Source organism: Pseudomonas sp. EL_65y_Pfl2_R96 (assembly GCF_963970905.1).
Lineage (GTDB): Bacteria > Pseudomonadota > Gammaproteobacteria > Pseudomonadales > Pseudomonadaceae > Aquipseudomonas.
In genome coordinates this window covers 1-15,786 of the sequence record NZ_CAXAQH010000006.1, presented here as the reverse complement: position 1 = coordinate 15,786, position 15,786 = coordinate 1, and the positions used below count along the sequence as shown (strand labels likewise).

The 15,786-nt window shown below is 61.2% G+C and carries 14 protein-coding genes; 10 read left to right on the top strand and 4 right to left on the bottom strand.

Translation table 11 applies throughout. The features are described from left to right. The first annotated feature begins 115 nt into the window (after positions 1–115). The 3 genes from speA (at position 116) to AACY49_RS08820 (ending at position 4,379) form a co-directional block, all read left to right on the top strand. Positions 116–2,029, top strand: a complete 1,914-nt coding sequence (gene speA / locus AACY49_RS08830; RefSeq protein ID WP_339523048.1) for an arginine decarboxylase — start codon at positions 116–118, stop codon at positions 2,027–2,029. Between the two features lie 233 nt (positions 2,030–2,262). Next, the gene (locus AACY49_RS08825) at positions 2,263–3,585 is read left to right on the top strand and encodes a contractile injection system protein, VgrG/Pvc8 family (protein WP_339523047.1); all 1,323 of its coding nucleotides are present in this window, start codon (positions 2,263–2,265) and stop codon (positions 3,583–3,585) included. Next, the gene (locus AACY49_RS08820; protein WP_258697728.1) at positions 3,582–4,379 is read left to right on the top strand and encodes a DUF4123 domain-containing protein; all 798 of its coding nucleotides are present in this window, start codon (positions 3,582–3,584) and stop codon (positions 4,377–4,379) included. The genes AACY49_RS08825 and AACY49_RS08820 overlap by 4 nt, the downstream gene beginning before the upstream one ends. Positions 4,380–4,402: 23 nt before the next feature. Here AACY49_RS08820 and AACY49_RS08815 read toward each other — a convergent pair whose 3' ends face one another. Both AACY49_RS08815 and AACY49_RS08810 read right to left on the bottom strand, forming a co-directional pair. Then, a complete protein-coding gene (locus AACY49_RS08815) occupies positions 4,403–5,743 on the bottom strand; it encodes an MATE family efflux transporter (protein WP_258697727.1) in 1,341 nt (446 codons plus the stop codon). Between the two features lie 181 nt (positions 5,744–5,924). Continuing rightward, complete coding sequence (locus AACY49_RS08810) at positions 5,925–6,218, bottom strand: hypothetical protein (RefSeq protein WP_258697726.1); 294 nt, start codon at positions 6,216–6,218, stop codon at positions 5,925–5,927. A 271-nt stretch (positions 6,219–6,489) separates the two neighbouring features. Between AACY49_RS08810 and AACY49_RS08805 the strand changes: the two genes are divergently transcribed. From AACY49_RS08805 to AACY49_RS08785, 5 genes are all read left to right on the top strand, one after another. Then, a complete protein-coding gene (locus tag AACY49_RS08805; RefSeq protein ID WP_205887656.1) occupies positions 6,490–6,792 on the top strand; it encodes a MazG-like family protein in 303 nt (100 codons plus the stop codon). Further along, positions 6,792–7,541 (top strand): methyltransferase domain-containing protein, encoded by a 750-nt coding sequence (locus tag AACY49_RS08800; RefSeq protein WP_339523043.1) that lies wholly within the window; start codon positions 6,792–6,794, stop codon positions 7,539–7,541. Before AACY49_RS08805 ends, AACY49_RS08800 begins: the two co-directional genes overlap by 1 nt. Before the next feature lie 12 nt (positions 7,542–7,553). After that, on the top strand, positions 7,554–8,165 hold the full coding sequence (locus tag AACY49_RS08795) for a DUF4136 domain-containing protein (RefSeq protein ID WP_339523041.1): 612 nt from the start codon (positions 7,554–7,556) through the stop codon (positions 8,163–8,165). 38 nt (positions 8,166–8,203) lie between these two features. Next, a complete protein-coding gene (locus tag AACY49_RS08790; protein ID WP_258697723.1) occupies positions 8,204–8,761 on the top strand; it encodes a DUF4136 domain-containing protein in 558 nt (185 codons plus the stop codon). Between the two features lie 171 nt (positions 8,762–8,932). Further along, positions 8,933–10,915, top strand: coding sequence for a pilus assembly protein TadG-related protein (locus AACY49_RS08785; RefSeq protein ID WP_339523037.1), 1,983 nt, complete (start codon positions 8,933–8,935; stop codon positions 10,913–10,915). Here the strand turns inward: AACY49_RS08785 and AACY49_RS08780 are convergent. Both AACY49_RS08780 and AACY49_RS08775 read right to left on the bottom strand, forming a co-directional pair. Then, positions 10,885–13,653 (bottom strand): ATP-binding protein, encoded by a 2,769-nt coding sequence (locus AACY49_RS08780; RefSeq protein WP_339523035.1) that lies wholly within the window; start codon positions 13,651–13,653, stop codon positions 10,885–10,887. The genes AACY49_RS08785 and AACY49_RS08780 overlap by 31 nt on opposite strands. Further along, a complete protein-coding gene (locus AACY49_RS08775) occupies positions 13,650–14,090 on the bottom strand; it encodes a TadE/TadG family type IV pilus assembly protein (RefSeq protein ID WP_258697720.1) in 441 nt (146 codons plus the stop codon). Before AACY49_RS08775 ends, AACY49_RS08780 begins: the two co-directional genes overlap by 4 nt. 75 nt (positions 14,091–14,165) lie before the next feature. Here AACY49_RS08775 and AACY49_RS08770 point away from each other — a divergent pair, with 75 nt between their 5' ends. Then, positions 14,166–14,636: a prepilin peptidase gene (locus tag AACY49_RS08770; protein WP_339523031.1), complete on the top strand. Its 471-nt coding sequence runs from the start codon at positions 14,166–14,168 to the stop codon at positions 14,634–14,636. Positions 14,637–14,758: 122 nt separating this feature from the next. After that, positions 14,759–15,547 (top strand): response regulator transcription factor, encoded by a 789-nt coding sequence (locus tag AACY49_RS08765; protein WP_258697718.1) that lies wholly within the window; start codon positions 14,759–14,761, stop codon positions 15,545–15,547. Positions 15,548–15,786 lie beyond the last annotated feature (239 nt).

Genomic DNA, 15,786 nt, shown 5'->3' with positions numbered 1-15,786 from the left:
CTCACTGCGGTCAACGAGGTCTACCCCCTCGTTGACGAACCGTCATTTTCATTCTTTAGACTGCGCCGGCCTGAACTCAAGGCGACGCTCTATGACTTCTTTATAGGGGACTTCGATGTCCGTAAGACGCACACGCAAAGACGATGGCAGCCAATGGACAGTTGCGGACAGCCGCAGTGTTTATGGGATTCGCCATTGGGGGGCCGGGTATTTCGCGATCAATGACGCCGGTCGCGTCGAAGTTCGTCCGAACGGCCCGACCAGTTCGCCTATCGACCTGTTCGAGCAAGTCGACCAACTGCGCAAAAGCGGTTTGTCCTTGCCGTTGCTGGTGCGCTTCCCCGACATTCTGCAAGACCGCGTGCGTCAGCTGACCGGTGCGTTCGACGCCAACATCGAGCGTCTGGAATACCAGAGCAAGTACACCGCGCTGTACCCGATCAAGGTCAACCAGCAGGAAGCGGTGATCGAAAACATCATCGCCACCCAGAACGTATCGATCGGTCTGGAAGCTGGCTCCAAGCCTGAGCTGTTGGCGGTACTGGCGCTGGCGCCGAAGGGCGGCACCATCGTCTGCAACGGTTACAAGGACCGCGAGTTCATCCGTCTGGCGTTGATGGGCCAGAAGCTCGGTCACAACGTGTTCATCGTCATCGAGAAAGAATCCGAAGTCGGTCTGGTGATCGAAGAAGCGGCGGCGCTCAAGGTCAAGCCACAGGTTGGCCTGCGCGTGCGTCTGTCGTCCCTGGCGTCGAGCAAGTGGGCAGACACCGGTGGCGAAAAATCCAAGTTCGGCCTGTCGGCGGCGCAGCTGCTGTCGGTGGTCGATCGTTTCCGCGCTGCGGGTCTGGACCAGGGCATTCGCCTGCTGCACTTTCACATGGGTTCGCAGATCGCCAACCTGGCGGACTACCAGCACGGTTTCAAGGAAGCGATCCGCTATTACGGCGAACTGCGCAACCTTGGCCTGCCGGTCGATCACATCGACGTCGGTGGCGGCCTGGGTGTCGACTACGACGGTACTCACTCGCGTAACGCCAGTTCGATCAACTACGACATGGACGATTACGCCGGTGTCGTGGTCGGGATGCTCAAGGAGTTCTGCGACGCGCAGAGCCTGCCGCACCCGAACATCTTCTCTGAAAGCGGCCGCTCCCTGACCGCTCACCACGCCATGCTGGTGGTGCAGGTGACCGACGTCGAGAAACACAACGACGACGTGCCGAAGATCGATAACAAGGAAGAGCTGCCGGAAACCGTGCAGTGGCTGGTTGACCTGCTCGGTCCGACCGACATTGAAATGGTCACCGAGACCTACTGGCGCGCCACGCACTACATGAGCGACGTGGCCACTCAATACGCCGATGGCAAGCTGACCCTGGCGCAAAAAGCCCTGGCCGAGCAATGCTACTTCGCCGTTTGCCGCCGCCTGCACAACTCGTTGAAGGCCCGTCAGCGTTCCCACCGTCAGGTGCTCGACGAACTCAACGACAAGCTGGCCGACAAGTACATCTGCAACTTCTCGGTGTTCCAGAGCCTGCCGGACACCTGGGCCATCGGCCAGGTTCTGCCGATCCTGCCGTTGCACCGTCTCGACGAAGAGCCGCTGCGCCGTGCGGTGCTGCAAGACCTGACCTGCGACTCCGACGGCAAGATCAAGCAGTACGTCGACGAGCAGAGCATCGAGACCAGCCTGCCGGTGCACGGTCTGAATGACGGTGAAGACTATCTGCTGGGGATTTTCCTGGTGGGTGCCTACCAGGAAATTCTCGGCGACATGCACAACCTGTTCGGTGACACCGACTCGGTGAACATCTACCAGAACGCCGACGGCAGTGTGTACCACGCCGGTATCGAAACCCACGACACCATCGAAGACATGCTGCGTTACGTGCACTTGTCGCCGGAAGAGCTGATGACCCACTACCGCGACAAGTGCGCCAGTGCCCGCATCAGCGCCGCCGAGCGCACCCAGTTCCTCGATGCCTTGCGTCTGGGCCTGACCCGTTCGTCTTACCTGTCTTCTTGAGGTAAGGCGCTGCGCCCATCGGGTTGTCTGAAAATTCTCCGTACGTTGCGGAAATTTCAGATGACCTGGTGCGGGGCTTCTCTTTTTTCACGCGAAATGACCCACATTCCTAGCAATCCAAGCGATGTGGTCTTCTTTTCACGTAGGTCATTTCCTAAGTTGTACTTCGGCACTCTACTCGGCCATGTCTCTCAGCGAGAATCCCCAGCCGCCCCTCCTGTAGAGAATCGCCGATGTTCGATCCAGTCAACGAGCCGTCATTTCGTCTGGATATAGCGGGTCTGCCCGACTCCTTTGAGGTCTTGGCCTTTACCGGTAGTGAAGCCATCAGCGAGCCTTTTGTGTTCGACGTGGATCTGCTGAACGATGACCCGACGCTGGACCTTGCTAGCCTGCTGTACCGTTCGGCCTTTTTGCACTTCGGGCCGCCGGGGGAGGGTATTCACGGGCAGTTGCTTGGCCTCGCTCAACCCGGCCATGGCGACGAACCCAGGCTTTGCCGTGTGCATCTGGGACCCAGGCTGGCGTGTCTGGCCCAGCGCTTCAATCAGCGAATCTTCAGCAATCGCTCGGTGCCGCAGATTCTCGCTCAGGTGCTCAAGGAGCACGGCATTGCCGGCAAGGATCGTCGCTTCGAGTTGAGCGGCGATTACCCACCCCGTGATTTCTGCACGCAGTACCGGGAATCGGACCTGCAGTTTCTCCAGCGTCTGTGCGCCCAGGAACGGCTTCATTACTATTTCGAGCACCGCGTGCACGGGCACAGCCTGGTTTTCGGTGATGGCCTGGGGCCGTTTCACCGTGGCGAAGAGAGCGTCTTCGAGGGTGAGAGCGAACGGCCGGGGGTGCACCCGTTCAAGCTTCACGGCTGCGGGCAGATTGCCGAAGGCCAGACGAACCTGGCGACGCTGCGCAGCGGTCAGCTGATGCCGTTGTCCGGCCATCCTTGCGCGGACTTGAATCGTCTCTGGCTGTTGACCCATGTCGGGCATCAGGGAGGGCAGGAACCGGGGGGGTCTTATAGCAATCAGTTGCGCGCCATTGCACAGGAAGTGCCTTTCGTGGCGGCTTATGCGGGTGTGAAACCCAGAATGCACAGCTTGCAGCGGGCGTGGGTAGTCAACGTCAGTGAGTCTCGCCCCGATCCATCCAGACCGGTTGCCGTGCAGTTTGACTGGCTTTATCAGGGCGAAGGCGCAGCCCCCAGCCACTGCTGGTTGCCGTTGGCTCCCGAGCTGGAAAGCGCAGGAGCCATGCCGTTGAGTGAAGGCACGCAGGTGCTGGTGAGTTTTATCGAAGGCGATCCGGATCAACCCTTGATCAGCGGATTTCTTCCCCGACCACCGTCCAGCGCAGAGCCAGCCCTACCCGACCTGCTATCCGCCTCGACGACTGAAGCCAGCCGCGCGGTCGATGGTTTATTGGGTTTACTGCAATCGAGCGAACCTTTGGTGCTTCTGTGCCTGCTGCCGGGCGGGGGCAGTTTCAGTCATTGCGCGCAATCCTTTTGCACGTGCCGGGCAGCGGCGCAGCTCGGCCAGAGCGGTGCGGCATGATCGCCGCTCAGGCGCCCGACTCGACCCCGCAATGGCTGTTGCTCGATATACCGGGCGTGCCTGGGGCCGGTGTGATGCTGCGGCAACAGTTCGCTCATGCCCGATGGTTCTGGCTGTTCGAAAGCACCGAGTTTCACCCGTTGCGTGAGCGCGGGCCGGCGTTGGTCGACCTTCGCGAGTGCCCGGCACTCGCCGAGCTGTACTCAAGTGAGCCGCACATCTGGAGTGGGTTGCTGCTGGTCAGTGAAGCACCGCCATCGCAGTTGCTGGAGCATTTGCGACGCATGCTCACAGTCACCTTCGGTCTGCATCACCGGGCCTTGCTGAGCTACTACAACCCTCAAGCGGCAAGTTACTTTTTTGATGCCTGCGACGCGCTGGAGCTGAGTCGCTGGCTCGGTCCGATCGACCAGTTGCGCTGGTTCGGAGGCACCTGGGCCGATCGAGCCATTGGCTGTCCGGGCTGGCAGCAGTTGCTCAATCCGCGGCTTGCCGTCAGGCCGCTGGCCATCGAAGAAAACCTCAGCCTGCGTCAGCGAGACTCCTTGCAAACCTGCCTGCTGGAGCAACATGCCTGGCGCTGGAGCCGATCCACCGGGACTGACTACAACAGCTTGTGGGCCCATCTGCAGGAAGGGCTGGCGCTGGGTTTCAGCGAACGCCCGGTGCTCGATGGCTGGTTATGGCTACGCTTGCAGCACCCCGATGCTATGCCCCAGCTACCGTTGCCGGGAATCACTCAGCAGGAACGTCTCGATAGCCTGCGCAACCTGTGGCAGAACGATCAACCCTGAATGTGTTGAAGGTCTGCCCCTCGTCAGCCTTTGAACCAGCTGTCGTTCTTGCGCAAGTACCAGGCGAACGCGCCAAGGGTCAGGCTGCGCAGCAACATGAACAGCAGGAAGGTTATCCACAGGCCATGGTTGCCCAGACCTTGCAGCGCCCAGGCGAAGGGCAGCAGCAGGAGCACCGTCAACAGCATGCCGTTGCGCATTTCCCGGGCACGGGTGGCGCCGATGAACAGGCCGTCGAGCAGGTAACTCCAGACGGCAATCAGCGGCAGTGCGGCGAGGTAAGGCAGGTAGATGAAGGCGGTGTCGCGCACGCTCTGGATGTCGGTCTGCATCTGGATGAACAGGTGCCCGGCGAACAGAAACAGCAAGGCAAACCCCACACTCGCCAGCAACGACCAGCCGCACGCTACCACCAGTGAGCGGCGCAGGGCCTCTCGGTCGCGAGCGCCGATGGCGTGTCCGCACAGGGCTTCCACGGCGTGGGCCAGACCGTCCAGTGCGTGGGCGGTCAGCAGCAGGCCGTTGAGCAGCAATGCGTTGGCGGCGACCGTGGCGTCGCCCAGCCGCGTACCCTGCACGGTGATCAGGAAAAACACCGACTGCAACGCCAGGCTGCGGATGAAGATGTCGCGGTTGACCGCCAGTAATGGGCGCCAGCTCTGCCACAACGCCAGCGCGGCCCAGGCGATATGGCCGGGATAGGCGCGCAGGGCTTTGCGGGTCATGAACAGGCCGATCAGCGCGCCGGTCCACTCGGCGATCACCGAGGCCCGCGCCGCGCCGACCACGCCCCACTCCAGGCCGAGCACGAACCACAGGTTCAGCGCGATGTTGACCAGGTTGGTGCTCAACAGAATGGCCAGCGGTGCCCGGGCGTTCTGGGTGCCGAGGAACCAGCCGACCAGCGCATAACTGGCCAGCGCCGCCGGCAAGCCGAACAGCCGCGTGTGGAAGAACTCGCGGGTCAGTTGATCCAGCTCCGCCGACGGTTGCATGAAGTGCAACGCGACGCCGCTCAACGGCACGCCCAACGCCCCCAACAGAATGGCCAGGCCCATGGCCAACAACAAACCTTGCAGCAATATCTGCCGCAACGCGGCGCCATCCCCGCGCCCGGCAGCCTGGGCGGCGAACCCGGTGGAGCCCATGCGCAGAAAACCCATGGCCCAGGCGAGAAAGGTATACAGGCTGGCGCCCACCGCAACGGCACCGAGCTGATGAGCATGGGGCAGGTGGCCGATGACGGTACTGTCGACCAGCGCCACCAGCGGTACGGAAATGTTCGAGAGAATCATGGGGGCGGCGAGCGCCCAGACGCGACGATGAGTCGGACGGTCGCGCCAGTCGGCAATCAGGTTGGACATGCAGGCTCCTTGGGGGCGCCTGCATTGTAGCGGCAGGTGAGCGCGATCTGCATGATCGTTCCCATGCTCTGCGTGGGAATGACTCCTGTGACGCTCTGCGTCACGCCGTCAGGGACGCGGAGCGCCCCGGGCTGCATTCCCACGCAGAGCGTGGGAACGATCAGGGCGGGAGGGATTGGGGTTAGTGAATGATCCAGCTCAGCAACCACAGCCCCAGCAGCAACCAGACAATCCCCATGATGATCGACGCGTTCATGAAGGCGCGGATCGCCGACCACAGCAGCATCAGCCCGATGATCAAGATGATGATGCTGATGATCGAAGTTTCCATGCCCAGTGCCTGGGCCAGCCCTTCGACAAAATTGCTGCCGGCGTTGCTCAACAGGTTGAACAGACCACTGAGGGTATCGATGATAAAGCGGATGACCGAACCGATTGCCTGGCCGAGCCATTCGAAAAAGCTTTCTACCTGCATGTGTACGTCCTGATGGAGTGGTGGCGTGGTTGCCGGGTCCGAGCGTTGGGCTACTGATCGTGCTCCCGGGTTCCCCACAAGCATAGAGGGTTGCACTATTCCTGTAGGAGCGAGCCTGCTCGCGATGGTCTGTCAGTCAACATCTACGTTGAATATCAACGCGCATTCGCGAGCAGGCTCGCTCCCACAAAAAATCGCCTCCGCCGCTTAACCACTGCCACTTGCCTTCACCCGCCATCCCCCTGAAGCTATACGCCTTCAGGAGAGCCCGATGAACCTTGTTGAACTGACCGAACGCCTGCACGCCATCCGCGACCGCAATGACTGGCGGCAATTTCATAGCCCGAAAAACCTGGCCATGGCCGCGAGCGTGGAAATGTCCGAACTGGTGGAAATCTTCCAGTGGCTGAGCGAAGACCAGTCGCGCCAGTTGCCGGCGGACAAACTCGCCCATGCCGGGCAGGAAATCGGCGACATCGTGCTGTATCTACTGCTGCTGTGCAGCGAGTTGGGGTTGGACATGAATGAAGTGGTGCGCAACAAACTCGCGGACAGCGAACGGCGGTTCAGCTGATGAGCGACCGTCATTTCGATCAGCTGGCGACCCGCTTTGCCGAAAAAATCTACGGGGGCGCCAAAGGGGCAATCCGGCTCGCCGTGCTGCAGGCCGACCTGGCCGAAACCCTGCCGGACCGCCCGTTGCGGGTACTGGACATCGGCGCCGGCCTGGGCCACATGTCGTTGTGGCTGGCCCAGCGCGGTCATCAGGTAACCCTCGCCGAGCCCGCCGAACCGATGCTTGAAGGCGCCCGCCAGCGTTTCGCCGAAGCCGGGCAGACGGCGACATTCATTCAGGCGCCGTGGCAGGACCTGCTCGGTCAGCTCACCGAACCCTACGACCTGGTGCTGTGCCACGCCGTGCTGGAATGGTTGGCCGAACCCCATGCGATTTTGCCGGTGCTGCATCAGCTGACGAAGCCGGATGGCTGGTTGTCCCTGGCGTTCTACAACCGTGACGCGTTGATCTACCGGAACCTGCTCAAGGGCCATTTTCGCAAGATGCGCAAGAATGACATGGCCGGCGAAAAGCAGAGCCTGACGCCGCAGCAGCCACTGGATCCACGGGAACTGGCGGCGCAACTTGAGGGCATGTGGCAGGTCGAAACCCAGAGTGGGATGCGGGTTTTTTACGACTACATGCCGGTGGAGTTCCAGGCCCGCGTCGAACTGCCGGACTTGCTCGAAATGGAACTGGCGCACCGCCGTCACCCAAGCTTCGCCGGGCTTGGGCGCTACTTGCACTGGATCTGTCGGCCGATCTGACCGGAGCACAAAATGCATAGTCGTTCAGGGTTACTGGTGATCTGTCTCGGGTTGGCGGCCTGTCAGGGCAGCAACCCTTATGTCGCGACGTCCAATCCTCTGCCACCAGCCCCCCCGCAGGCCGCCAGCACCTTCGACCGCAGCGCCTACCCGGCGGCGCCTCGGGATTACGGGCGCTATCGCAGTTGGGCCTGGCTCAACGGGCGCCTGCCTCCGGGCACGGCCTGGGCCGACTCGGCGCAGGTGGCCGAAGCCGTCAGCAATGCCCTCGATCAACGCGGCTTGCGCCCGTTGCACGACAACCGCCCGGCAGACCTGTGGGTCAGCGCCGATTTGCGCTTGGAAACCCGTTTGCGTCAGGTGCAGGACGGCTCTGATTACGGTGGCGGTTATGGCGGCTACAACCGCTACGGCAGTGGTTACGGCATGTACAACACGGTGCCGGTCATCCGTACTTATCAGGTGCAAGTCGTGGTGGTGCGGGTCGATCTGTTCGACGCGAGTACCGGTCAACCGGTGTGGAGTGCCAGCGCTGAAACCAGCAGTCAGGGCAACCAGGGCGAGCGTGCCGATGCCATTCGCGAAGCTGTGGAAAAGGCCATGTCGGCGTATCCTCCCAGTTAGCCTCCTGTTCAGGTGCATGTCCTCATCGGAGAAAAATCATGTTCCGCCGTCTCGTTTCACTGGCCATGGCCGCGCTGCTCACTGCCTGTGCCGCCAACCAGGTCTACCATGACTTCGATGCCAGCCGCGACTTTGCCGCCTATCGTAGCTGGAGCTGGAAAGAGCCCGCCTTGCAATACCGTCCCGACGACCCACGGATCAAGAGTGACCTGACCGAACAACGCATCCGCCAGGCCGTTGCCGATCAGCTGGATCAGCGCGGTTTGCGCCCAGCCGCCGCCGGCGCCAGCTCGGATCTGAAGGTGCAGACCTACCTGATCGTCGAAGATCGTCAGCAACAGGTGACCACTAACTATGGCGGCGGTTGGGGCAGCCCATGGAACGGTTATTGGGGCGGGCCGATGTATAACGAAACCCGCAACATCAGCTACAAGGTGGCGACCATCCAGGTCGACCTGCTCGATGGCAAGGATGGCAAACTGGTGTGGCGCGGCAGCGACGAGCAGACCCTCAGCCGCACACCGAATCCGCAGGAGCGCAGCAATACGATCCGCGAGACGGTTGGGCGGATATTGGCTAACTATCCACCGCGCTAAACGCTGAACGGCCGCCTTCGCGAGCAAGCCCGCCCCCACAATTAGCCCATTCCCACATGGGTTTTTTGTTATCTGGGATGGCGAGTTGCCAGCAATCTGGCGATCCCTTGTCTACACTGCTGCTCACCCATGGAGGTAACCCTCGGCAGTGCGCCGGCAAAGGAGTGCGTCATGTCTCCCGGCTTGCAGTTTCGTAGCCCGGCCCGGCAACGGGGAGCGATCGGTTTGATGGCGGTGCTGACGCTCGGCATGGCCTTGGTGTTCCTGCTGATCGTGGTCGACAGTGGTCGCCTGTACCTGGAAAAACGCCACCTGCAGCAAGTAGCGGACATGGCCGCGCTGGAGGTTGCCACGCGCAACGGTGATTGCGCCGTGGGTGACACCGCTTCCGCCTATGCCACCGCCAGTGCAAACCGCAACGGCTTCACCCTTCCTGACCCCACGCGCAGCCTGGCGGTGGCCTGTGGCACCTTGAGTCTGGATGCCAGTAATCTTCGGGTATTTGCGGCGGATCCGAGCAGCAGCGAAGCCATTCGGGTGAGCGTCAGCCATTCGGTTCCGCAGAGTTTCGCCGCAGGCATTGGCGCCCTGTTCGGCGGTGCTCCAGCCGGGGCGACCCTCAACCTGACCGCGATCGCCGTGGCTGCGTTGCCGCCACCGCTGGCATCGCTGACCATTCGCAGCACGGTGCTGACGATCGATACCAGCAAGTCGGCCACCCTCAATGGGCTGTTCGGCGGTTTGCTGGGCGGCAGTCTGAACCTCTCCGTGGCAGGCTGGAACGGTTTGGTGAACACCAATATCAGCCTGCTTGATTATCTCGATCGGCTGAAGGTCGACCTTGGCCTCAATGCCGCCGGGTATGACCAGGTGTTGGGCGCTTCGGTGACCGTCAGCCAGTTGATCCAGACCACCGTCAATGTGCTGGACCCCGGCGGCACTCTCGGCGCGACGGCGACCATCGTCGGGCTGCAAGCACTCAAGGTTGCCGCTGGCTCAACGACCGTGGTGCTGGGCAATATGCTGCACGTCGAGAACGGCAGCAATATGTCGGCGTTGGCGACAAACGTGAGCGTGTTCAACCTGATCGAAGGCATCGTGCAACTGGCCAACAAGAAGAATGGTCTGGTGGCAACGCTGCCGATCAATCTGGCAGGGCTGGCGCAAATCACGGCCCGGGTGCAGGTCCTGGAGCCGCCGCAACTCTCGGCAATCGGCAACCCGAAAAACGCCGCGCTGGATCCACTGGGCCCCAATAGGATCTACGTGAGAACCGCGCAGGTTCGCACATTGTTGTCGATCGACTTGCCGGCACTCGACGCCATTGTGGCGCTGGTCAATGCAGTGGCGGACCTTGCAGGGCCGCTGACCAACACCCTCAACGCCTTGCTCAACCTCAACCTGGTGGCGGTGCTCAATTCACTGACCTGTGCCTTGGGCGTGCCCTGCCAGACGCCCGATATCATCGTCCTACCGGGGCCGATACGGCTCGATGTAGCGCTGGAGGTCGCCAGTGCCAGCAGTTACGTCACGGCCTACAGCTGCGTCAGTAATACCAACAAAACCCTGACCACCAGCACCAATACGTCGCTGGTCAACCTGAAAATCGGCCGGATCGATGCGGCCAGCATGTTCGGCAGCAACACCACGCCGCCGACGGTCACGGTGCAGCCGTTGAAGGTGATCGATATCGGGATCAAAACCTGTCGCAGGCTTCTCTTTCTGCCCATCACCTGCGATCCGCGTGTGCCCGGCGTCGGTGGCGGTATCGATATCGTTGCCGACACCAGCGTGGCGGCGAACACCAACATCTCCCACATCTACTCCGCACCACCCGCCAGCAGCCTGCCGGAAATCAACCAGCCACCGTTCTACTACTCGTTTTCCACCAGCAGCATCGTCAGCAGTCTGCTCAACACCCCGCTTAACATTCACGTGGATATGTATGGTCCGTCGGGCAGTCTCGTCAGTGATCTGGGGACGATCCTGAGCAGTGTCACCACTTTGCTGGTCAGCGCGATCAACAGCGTGCTCAGCCCGTTGCTCGACAGCTTGATCAACACCTTGCTGTTAAGCCTCGGGATCGATTTGAACATGGTCGACGTCGGTGCCAACCTCAGTTGTCACTCGGGGCGCGCGACGCTGGTGATCTGATCGCCCGTGGCAATCGGCAACTCGATACAAAACCGCGCGCCCTCGGTCGAGTTTCTTACACTCAACTTACCGCCCATGTTTTCGACGATGCCGTAACTGACCGACAACCCGAGCCCGGTGCCGACGCCCACCGGTTTGGTGGTGAAGAACGGTTCGAAAATCCGCTCCAGCAGCCGTGGATCGATACCACCGCCGTTGTCCTCGACCCACAGTCGCACCGAGTCTTCATCGCGTTCGGCGTACACCGAAATCCACGGTTTGAACTCCCGATCGGCCTCGCGTTTGCTCAACAATGCATCCCGCGCATTGACCATCAGATTGATCAGCACTTGTTCCAGCTGATCGACGTAACCGCGCACCTGCACTTCAAAAGCGGTCTCGCTGACCCGCAGCTCGACGCCTTTGCCGCGCATGCCTTCGGACAGCAGTGACAGCGTGCCCTCGATGGCTTGAGCCGGATTGAACGGGTGCTGCTCGATCTCCGAACGCCGGCCGAACACCCGCATGTGATCCACCACCCGCGCCGCACGCTGAACTTGCGCGTCGATGCGGTTGAGCTTGTCTGTCAGGTAATCGATTTGCGCATCGCCATTGCTCAGGCGCTTGAGCACATTGACGATGGCCATGCGCATCACGTTCAGTGGTTGATTGATTTCATGGGCCAGCCCGGTGGCCATTTCGCCGAGGGTGGCCATTTTCGCGCTTTGAGTGAGCTGTTGCTGGGCGCGCCGGACTTCGGTGTTGTCGCGGCCTACGGCTTGAATCTCAAGCAAGCGACCCTGCTCGTCGAACACTCCGCGATCCGACCAGACCCACCAGGCGTGTTCCCTTCCCGGCAGTTGCAGGTTGATTTCCGCGGTGCTGACCGGGAACTCCGGGCTCAGCCGACTGAGCCGCTGGAGGAACGCTTCGCGCTGTTCCGGCGACATCCAGCTGCCCAGGTTCGCCCCCGGCAGTTGCTCGGGCTGGCATTCCAGGTAGGTCGCCAGCGGCCGGTTGCCGAAGGTCAGCGTCAGGTCTGGAAGGTAGCGGCAGATCATCGCCGGGGAATCTTCAACGAGAATCCGATAGCGCTCTTCACTCTGTTTGACTTGCTCGGCGGCCAGGGTCGCCTCGGTGACATCCAGCCACAGCCCCACGGCTTCCACCGGCAGCCCGAGGTCATCGCGCAGCAGTTTGGCTTCGTCGAGCAGCCAGTGGTAATCGCCGCGACTGTCGCGCAGCCGATAACGGGCGCGCACCGAACCTTCGCGCAGCAGTTGCCGGGTGCGCTCGAAATAGCGATCACGGTCTTCGGGGTGGACCCGTTCCACCAGCGCGCCGGCGGCGCAATCGGCAAGCGACCAGCCGAGCAGCGGCAGCAGGCTGTCGCTGAAAAATGTCGGTTGCAGCGCCCCTTCGACATAGCGCTGCACGTAGATCACCGCCGGTGAGCTGGCGATCAGGTTGTCCAGCCGGGCATGGGCGGCAGCGGCGTTCTGTTCCTGATTTTTGATGTCGCTGATGTCGAGCATGAAACCCACCAGCCGCCGGTTTTTGCCGATGCCCAAGGCCTGGCCTTGCAGTCGGTACCAGATCGGTGTTTGCGCCATGTCGGGGCGATGCAGGCGCACGCACAGCAGTAGCGGTGTGCTTTCGTCTTGCAAGGTTTGCAGGCGAATCGTCAGCTCTTCACGGTCGGCGGGGTGAATCTGTTCGAGCCAGTCGTGCAGCGGCAAACGAGTACTCGCAAGGTTCAGCGTACTGGCGAGTGACGGCGCCAATTGCACCTCGGCGGTGTCGCTGAAGACCTCCCACCAGCCGGTGCCGAGCAAGGCTTGCAACGACTCCAGCCGCTCCAGTTGCAGATGGTGCTGATGCTCGCGCAAGCGCTCAAGCAGCGGCCCGGCCAGGGCGGCGGTGAGTTGCAACCAGTCGCGCTCGTTCAGGTCGGGGGCGCGCTCTTGCACCGGGTAGAAACCACAGAGTAACCAGGCGACCACACCCTGGGCATTGTGATAAGGCACCGCGAACCCTTCGGCATTGCCGAAGATGCTTTGCAGACGCGGGTGCTCGCTGGGTGTCAGGTGTTGGGGCGCGGAGCCATTCAAACTGTCGAGGCCGGTGCCCAGGCGTTGATTGATGTCCCACAAGCGGGGTGCATCGAAGGCCGCGTAATGCTGGTGAATCAGCCAACCCTCTGCCTGTTCGTCGAGCAAGGCCATGGCCATGCACGGGATCTGAAAGCGCAGGGCCAGGCCTTGCAGTTGCTCCGCCAGCACCTCGGGCAGACGCGTCAGGCTGCACAGGCGCAACTGTTCACTGACCTGAGCCGCGAGCAACTGGCATTGTTCACGGCTGCGTGCTTGTCGGCGTTCGAGCAACAGGTCGCCGATGTCGATCAACTGCAACAGCCATTTTTCGCCCAACGGCTGCACCCAGCCACGCAGGTGCAGCGGTTGCCCGGCGAGGCTGAAAAAGTCCAGGTCCAGGCTCTGTCCCTGCCAGTCGGCTGGCGCGCCTTCGACCGACAGGCTGCTATGGGGCATGAGGTAATCGAGCAGGTGCGGTGTCTGTGCGTGTGGCACTTGTTGCGTCAGCAAATGCCGCAGCGGGCCGTTCAGGTGAATCACTCGACCTTCGTCATCCAGATGCAGCTGCAAACCGACACGTTGCACGCTCGCAGGGTCTGGCGTGTTCGGAGGCTGTGGTGGCTGGCGATTGAGCAGACGCCCGAAGAGTTTGTCCCCGGAACTCAAAACTGCAGGCTCGATCGGGCGGTAAGAGTCGCCGGCAGATTGGGCACCGAGCCGATCCCCGGTAGCACCAGGAACGGCAGCACTTGATTCAGTTTACTGGTGGGGTAGTTGATGGTGACCGTCAGCACGCCGCCGGTGTAGGTGGCGCTGGCGTCGGTGGCCACATTGAAGTTCAGTGCGGCGGGAATCCAGGCCAGTTGCCGTGTGAGTTCGGTGGTCGCTATGTTTCTGACGGCGATGTCGTAATTGGCGGTACTCGGGTCCAGCGCCACACTGCGGCGCACCGCTTCGGCCGTCGATTGATGGAACGATTGCATCAGCAACAGCGGCAAGCTGTAACTGACCAGCCCATAAAACACGGCGAAGAAGATGATGAACACCAAGGCGAACTCAATCGCCACGGCACCTTTTTGTTTGCGGGGGAGGCCTGTTTTCATGAGTGCGTCTACCCTGACCATCACGGCGTAACATCAGCATAGAATCATTCAGCCAAAACGGACGTTTTTTACCGGATGCAGAACGTTGTCCTACTTATCTGGCTGGCGCTTTGCGCCGCACAGGATGTCCGGGAGCGGCACATCGCCAATGGCCTGACCCTTGGCGCGGGTGGGCTGGCGCTGGCGTATCTGCTGTGGACGGGCACCACGTGGCTGGGGGCCGATGCGGTACAGGGGGGGTGGGCTTTTTTGTTGGCATTGGCCTTCACCTTGCCCGGTTATGCCTTGAGACGTCTGGGGGCGGGCGATGTGAAACTGATGGCGACGCTGGGCCTTGCGACGGACGGCATGCACCTGCTCGGCGGTTTCATCGGCGCCGGATTGGCCAGTGCGTTCTGGCTGCTGTTGGCGCCAAGACTCTGGCTGTATATGAGCCAGAGACTTAGGGATCGTCTTCGCTACCTGGGACCGGGAACGTCAAAAAAACAGCCCTTTGCGCCGTTCGTGCTGGTGGGCATGTTGCTCACACTGGCCTGGATGCATTAGTCGCAGGCGCCAGCCGTTCTATGTACAGAGCTGGAAAGTGCGTCTACTTTCAACACTGTAGTGGCACAGCCTGTGGCTGTCGGTACGGGAGCGGTCAAGCCTGACCAGGTATGGAGTAACACGTGAACAAGCTTACCTCGGCAATAAAAGTCCTTGTGGTCGATGACGAGCCATTGATTGTCGAAGAGCTATGCGAGTTTCTCGAGCGCAGCGGTTATCGCTGTGTGCCTTGTGTCTGCGGCAAACAGGCGATCGAACGTTTCAGAGAAGACGTGAATGTCGGCCTGGTGCTCTGTGATTTGCAGATGCCCGACATGGATGGCATCCAGCTCGTCCAGTCGCTGCAACGGTTGTCCGGCAAGCACCGGGCGTTCGAGGCGATCATGCTCACCGGGCGGGCGGACAAGCAGGATGTGATCAAGGCCTTGCGGACCGGGTTCGCCGATTACTATCAGAAGCCGATTGATCTGACTGAGTTGCTCGAAGGTTTGCAGCGTCAGGAAGTGGCCTTGCAGGAGCGGCAGAAAAACCTGCAGTTGGGGCATTTGAGTCAGAAGCTGCAGTACCTTTGTGAATCGATCGACGAGCTTTATCAGGATCTGGACAAGGTTCGTCGGGGGCCGTCCTCGGTGCCTGCGTCAGATTCGGCTGACGGTGTGCTCAGTGAGACGGAGCGAGTGGCGATGCCGGCGGTTTTCAATCAACTGTCGCCGCGGCAGTTGGAAGTGGCGCGGCTGGTGGGCAAGGGGCAGACCAATTATCAGATTGCCTGTGAGTTGGGGATTACCGAGAACACGGTGAAGCTTTATGTGTCGCAGGTGTTGCGGTTGACGCATATGCATAACCGCACACAAGTGGCGTTGGCGTTGTCGCCCGGTAATGCAGGTGTGCGGGGGGTTACTGCACACTAGGCGAGTACGCTGATCAACTGTGGGAGCGGGCTTGCCCGCGAAGGCGGCCTGACAGCCGACCTGTAGTTTGTTGACTGAGTACATATCCATTTCTGCGGTAACGGCCACCTATGGTTCCGCTCTTACAGCGGGTCACTTTTGGCAAACGCCCTCCGTGTCAGGCTACCTGTCGCCCTTGTTGATTGACTCAGTCACTCAAGAGGGCGAAGGTGATTAGCAATGGCAAAGCGTTATGACGA